Source organism: Acidithiobacillus sp. TH-A36, assembly GCF_057473445.1.
The window spans coordinates 1-5,565 of record NZ_JBYCKP010000143.1 but is presented as its reverse complement, the minus strand read 5'-3'; the positions used below and the strand labels follow the sequence as shown (position 1 = coordinate 5,565).

The 5,565-nt window shown below is 53.0% G+C and carries 7 protein-coding genes; all 7 read right to left on the bottom strand.

Annotated features, from left to right (window positions below; genetic code table 11):
* Positions 1 to 195 (bottom strand): VirB3 family type IV secretion system protein (locus AC2VLY_RS03955; protein ID WP_486921798.1); only part of this gene is annotated, 195 nt, incomplete at its 3' end.
* Between the two features lie 12 nt (positions 196 to 207).
* Positions 208 to 582: a hypothetical protein gene (locus tag AC2VLY_RS03950; RefSeq protein ID WP_024893252.1), complete on the bottom strand. Its 375-nt coding sequence runs from the start codon at positions 580 to 582 to the stop codon at positions 208 to 210.
* A 41-nt stretch (positions 583 to 623) separates the two neighbouring features.
* Entirely contained in the window at positions 624 to 1,091 is a 468-nt protein-coding gene (locus tag AC2VLY_RS03945; RefSeq protein WP_024893253.1) for a hypothetical protein, read from the bottom strand.
* 2 nt (positions 1,092 to 1,093) lie between these two features.
* Positions 1,094 to 2,062, bottom strand: a complete 969-nt coding sequence (trbB, locus tag AC2VLY_RS03940) for a P-type conjugative transfer ATPase TrbB (RefSeq protein WP_024893254.1) — start codon at positions 2,060 to 2,062, stop codon at positions 1,094 to 1,096.
* A 1-nt stretch (position 2,063) separates the two neighbouring features.
* Entirely contained in the window at positions 2,064 to 2,516 is a 453-nt protein-coding gene (locus AC2VLY_RS03935) for a hypothetical protein (RefSeq protein ID WP_024893255.1), read from the bottom strand.
* Positions 2,517 to 2,661: 145 nt separating this feature from the next.
* A complete protein-coding gene (locus AC2VLY_RS03930) occupies positions 2,662 to 3,183 on the bottom strand; it encodes a prepilin-type N-terminal cleavage/methylation domain-containing protein (RefSeq protein WP_051488057.1) in 522 nt (173 codons plus the stop codon).
* A gap of 107 nt (positions 3,184 to 3,290) precedes the next feature.
* Positions 3,291 to 5,565 (bottom strand): autotransporter outer membrane beta-barrel domain-containing protein (locus AC2VLY_RS03925; RefSeq protein WP_486921797.1); only part of this gene is annotated, 2,275 nt, incomplete at its 5' end.

The window sequence follows — 5,565 nt, the reverse complement described above, 5'->3', positions numbered from 1 at the left end:
GCTCGCCAAAATTGCCAGCACACCTTGAATGCTGGAACACAGCAATACTGCCGCGATGATCCCATACAAATTCAAGGTGAGCATGATCACCAAAAAGCCGGACGCGAAATTGTAGATCACGGCCTGCCGCTCTCCGCCCATGAGCAACTTTGGGCGGAGCAGGCCATGATGCACAGGCACTGAACGGGTAGCCATGCCAGAAGCCTCTTAAAGACCTATAGCATGCAGCGTGAGCACCGCCAGTGGCAGATGCGCACCAATGGTTGCAGCGGAAACCCCCGCCTTGGATGCGAACCAAGAGGAGTTGTTGATAACGATGCCACCACCCGTAGCCACACCCGCACCAACCACAGCTTTGCCGTAATCGTGCTTGAAGCCGTGAATAGCCGCATAGCCGATACCCCCAGCTACACCAATAGCCCCAACGCCCGGGAGAAAATAGGTGTTTATAAAAGTGCTCATGGTGGAGAAAGGTCCACCAGCCGTTGAAGCCACGGCCACTCCAGCCACTGCTACGCCAGCCACCGCAATAGCAGAATGGGCCATCAGTTTTTTCCAGTTGAAACGGGTTTTCGTCTTCATTGCAGTGCCCTCATAATTAAGAGAAGGATTGAATTTTACATCTACTGATACTGTATAGCACCCCGCGCTTTGATGTAGCTCGGCGGTAGATTTTCGACGGTGAGTGTGCCATGCCAGATGTATAGGACGCCTGGCACATAGCTGTCCAGCACAGACTGGATGAACCGCAGCGCAGTCACGGACTTCCCGAAGTGAACCCGCGTGTCATACAGGGCGTAATCCGGCCCTGCATGCACAAACCGTAAACCCATTTTTTGGGCTAACAAACGCAGCGCAGAAATCTCAGAAACCTGATATTTGGCAGGAATGACCACCATTTCTTGCAGATAACCGGGAACCGGACGGCAATGCGTGGCGTACACTGTGCGCGTCTGTATCTGGATAACTTTTGTCGGTTTAATCATCATGTGGGGGGTCACTCGCGTAGCTGGCAGCGGCTTTCGCATGACGGGTGCCACCTGCCGGGTAACCGGCGCGGGTTGTTCAATATGTCCAAGTGCGTACCACATAATCAGGCCTCCTGGGGCTGTTTTACATCGTAGATATGTGTAATCCGCCGTCCGGCTGGGCTGGATGGATCACGCTGAATCTGTATGACCAAATCAACAGCCTCGCGGATTAACTCTGGCTGCGGCGGGACATTGGCCTCCTGGCAAAGCTGATCCAGACGGGTCAGAGCCGCCATGGGGTTGTTTGCATGGAGGGTTGCCAGACCTCCAGGGTGCCCCGTATTCCAGGCTTTAAGCAGAGCCAGGGCCGCGCCATCCCGAACCTCACCCACAAAAATACGGTCGGGACGATAGCGTAAGGTCAATTTAAGCAGGCGCGTCATATCAATTTCTGAATCTGCATCCGTCAACATGGATACAGTATTCGGCGCATTGCAGACGATTTCCCGCGTATCTTCAATGATGACAATACGCTGGCCCAAACCAGAATGGCTGGCAATCGCGTCAGATATGGCGTTGAGGAGTGTTGTTTTGCCGGATGATGTGCCACCACTCACCAAGATATTTTTTCGGCTTTCGACGGCTTCAATAATCCTGTCACACTGGTCACCAGTGATAATTTTGTTGTTCCGGTAATCTTCCAGGGTGTAAATCTTTCGTGCGGGTAACCGAATGGAGAAAGTAGGCATCGGCATCAATGGCGGGATGGCACCGGCAAAACGGGCGCGTAAAAATTCATCTGGCATTGCCCCCTCAACAATAGGCTTTTCTCTGCTTACCGTGACCCCACGATAATCTGCCATGAGAGAGAGCAGATTGAGGGCTTTTGCAGCGGGCATAGTATTCAGATGCGTGATGCCCTCACCGTGCCGTTCTACGAGGATTTTGCCATCATCATTGAGCATGATTTCTACAGCAGACGGGTCTTCAAAGACGGCGCAGATTTCAGAACCGAGAATCCGGCGCATTTGCTCGATCAATCGAGTGTGTCGTTCCTGCTGGGCCTTATCCATGTGAGATGTGTCTGCCATTTTAGCTTTCCTCTGTATTCAGTTTTTGGGTGAGTAGACGGGCAATTTTGGCTATAGCGCGTGGCCGGTCACCGTCGAAACCACCTTCAGCAACTTGCTGGATAAACTGGTCGTAGCGGGTCAGCGCCGAGGACTGGACCGCCTCACTTTCCGCCTGGGCCGGCTCGGGCAAATGCAGAAGCATCAGTTTTACAAACAAATCAAACATGGCGATAAATGTATCCAGCTCCGCCTGTACCGCCTCCACGTCGCCGCGAACGGCCAGCATGGTTGCCGCGATCCGCTTTTCAAAGCCATCGAGTTCCGTACTACCCCCTTCAGAAGTTGAAAGGCCGCGAAAAACGTAGTCCGTAATCAGGGCGGTTTTGGTCACTTTCCGCTCCGCTGCTTCACGCTCGATGCGCTCCGCGAACTGTCCGACCAGCTTGATATTTGCGAAAATTGGTTTGCTCATTTTTTCATCCCTTTTGATGATCTCTAATTGGTATAGCACCTTGGGAGTGGAGATAACCCTTACCTAAAAATCGGCTCTTTAAGTAAGGGTGCTGCGAGTTTCCCGCCCGCAGCGGTTGATGGTGGAAGACCTCACAGCCCGAAAATTAACTGGCCGTGCTTGTGCTGCTGGAGCTCGTGCTGCTGGAGCCGTTGTAGGTGATCTGACCATTAGCTGTGATGGTCGCCGTACCTGCACCACCTGTGAAACCGGTCGTCCCCGTCTGGCTATTCAACATACCATCTACATCCGTCTGGGTGCTCGCAGAGGTAGGGGCAGTCAACGTGATGGTCAACGGACCGGGAGCTGACGGAGTAGACGTGCCAGTAATAGCCAGAGTAGCACCGCCTGTTCCGGGCAAAGCGCCGGACGGTTCAGCGGGCAGGTTGGCAGTTGCGCCGGTCTGTACCTGCGCCTGATATGCGGCCACTTCCGTTACGGCCTGACGAAAATCCTGGGCAATGGTAGTTGCCTGGGCTGTGCGGGTGTACGCGGCGTACTGTGGGATGGCAATGGCCGCCAGAATGCCGATGATGGCAATGACGATCATCAGTTCAATGAGGGTAAAGCCTCCCTCGCGGTTTGCTACAGAACCGGACTGGCCGGCAGTTGCGCTGATTTTCTTCATAACGGTTCCTCGTGAAAAGTGGGTACTACGGTTCCTGTATAGCACCTTTGATTATGACGTAGCTCTCTTCACTCTTGGCCTCTTGCTGGTTGCCATGTGAACCCCCGTTACCAGCGGTACTTGAGGGTAGCTATGGCTTCGGTTTGTGAAGCCCCTCCACCAAACAACTGCCGCACGGAAAGGTTGCCCGAAAGCCCATGGGTATCTTTGGTGTGGCTGGTCATATCCAGTCGCAACTCAGCCATCGCCTGGGTATGCGGGTAACCAAGACCCGCCACCTGCGCCGCGACTTGCCCAGCACTTACAGTGGATGAGGGGGTTGGCCCGACATTTTCCACTAGCCCAGCCCTTACTTGTGGAAACAGGGTGTATTTGCCGTGGCTAACATTGAACTTTTTGCCCACCAGCACAGCCGGTTCTACATAGAATTGACCATCAGATGCGGAATGGACGTGGACGTTCAGGAAAGACCCACCATGGGTGTTAAATCCATTGGTCCAGGATTGTGTGTAGCCTACGGAAAGACGCGGGCTGATCGTGATGCCGTCGATGGTGTCCCAGTAACTTGCACGAATTTCGGCACTCAGGAAATGGCCGCCGAAAGTAGCAACCTGGGGTAGCCCCAAGGATGTGCTGGACACGGTATTGTTGCTCAGGCCCGCGCCGATGGTACCAGCAAATTTCCAGTTGCGGGCGGCGTTCGGGTAGTACGTTCCATACGCCCAAAGTGCGTAATCACTGGCCTGGGAGAAATTGTGTGGACCAGTACCAAGACCACTTTGGCCGGCTGAGAAGGCGAGACCAGCAACGTCCCTTTTATCTGGGCCAACGGACCAACCATATCCGGCGATGATCCCGTAGTTGGCTCCGTGATAACCGCCCGCCTGAGACTGAGTACCCCCCATGCCTTTGAACCAAAGGCCCCTGGGTCCACCACCAACAACACCTGTAGAAACAATGACATGGGAAGTATCTCGCGCCTGTTCCAGTGTGAGGGTTGGAGTAGAAACAACGGTGCGCTTGGTCTCCTGAACCGGGGTAACCACCTTGACCGGGATAATTTTGGCCGGTGCAGGAGCCGGAGCAGGAGCCGGAGCAGGAGCAGGAGCAGGTGCGGGTGCCGGAGCGGGTGCCGGAGCAGGTGCAGGAGCGGGGGCCGGAGCCGGAGCAGGTGCAGCAACACAATCGGAACCCAGACATAGATCCGTTGTGTCGTTGGTTACTTCCAGGTACGGTTTCAAGTTAGCAATGGTGCTGCTGTTCGCACCATCATAGACATAGATAACCTCGGATGGATTAAAAGCCCCTCCGTTTGTAGATGAAAACAGTCCGTACTGATCCCCATTGGCGAAGGTTCCACTACCAGATGACGCAAACTCTTGGCCTGGAAACGGGGTTAAGAACCCAGAATAATTACTATCCACGGCATCAATGACTACATCCCCACCGGATATGTTGTATGTTGCAGCGTTAATGATGTATCCGGCGCCACTTGCTAGGGTGTTGGATGCTTCCACCCATAGGTAGGTGTTTCCTGAAGATTGGTTAAAACCATTCGCAATCTGTGTACCAGTGGAATACAGGTTACCCCCTGCATTATTCACCCCACCATCTGCTACAGAGTACCCCAAGTCTACGAAACCGTTTTGAGACACATCAAGGGTACCACCGCCCAGGTTGTAACTGAAAAATTGTAAGTAAGAACTCCCCGATGGCGCACCTACAGAAATATCACCAGCGGAAGTTAGGCTATCCCCAAAAAAGTAGGTGTATCCGCTTCCGGTAATATTGCTTAATGACATTGGACCATCAATAGTAGCGTCATCTACACTTAAAGTGTTGTCCCCGCCAGCACCCTCCAGGGTCAAACCGTTTGGGTCTTCAACAGTCAGATTATCACCAGCTAACTGAGTAGATGCGTTTATATCGTACATTGAAATGATGCCGGAACTGTTGGCTCCCAACGTAATGCCCCCCAAATTGAGGCCCACGGTGTTTGATCCACTACCCGAGTCTTCAATACCGTAAACGACTCCGCCACTCTCCCACTCACCCAGCCCCAATTCCCCTTCTGCATTGTCGATCAGATTCCCACCAATAGGACCACTGCCTGACAAAAACACATTAGCGTCACTGGCGCTGTCGTCGAAGGTTAAGCTGGGTTGGTTGGACGTGTTTTCTGGGTTTAAACCAGAAGCAAAAAAGTTGTTATTTTCGGCTTCACTGGTGAGTGTCCCATTGAAATAGGTTGTGCTGTTCGTTGAGCTGTTATAAGAAGAAAGGTTGGCGCCACCTATCCATAAGGTGCGACCAGAATAAGTGTTGTCGATATTCCCCCCGTTAAAAGTAGGGTTCAGAAATTCAGTATCTACCGTAGATGTA

Coding starts and splice junctions, on each gene's coding strand:
- AC2VLY_RS03950 (WP_024893252.1), bottom strand. CDS start 582: ATGAAGACGAAAACCCGTTTCAACTGGAAAAAACTGATGGCCCATTCT.
- trbB (WP_024893254.1), bottom strand. CDS start 2,062: ATGGCAGACACATCTCACATGGATAAGGCCCAGCAGGAACGACACACT.
- AC2VLY_RS03945 (WP_024893253.1), bottom strand. CDS start 1,091: ATGTGGTACGCACTTGGACATATTGAACAACCCGCGCCGGTTACCCGG.
- AC2VLY_RS03930 (WP_051488057.1), bottom strand. CDS start 3,183: ATGAAGAAAATCAGCGCAACTGCCGGCCAGTCCGGTTCTGTAGCAAAC.
- AC2VLY_RS03935 (WP_024893255.1), bottom strand. CDS start 2,516: ATGAGCAAACCAATTTTCGCAAATATCAAGCTGGTCGGACAGTTCGCG.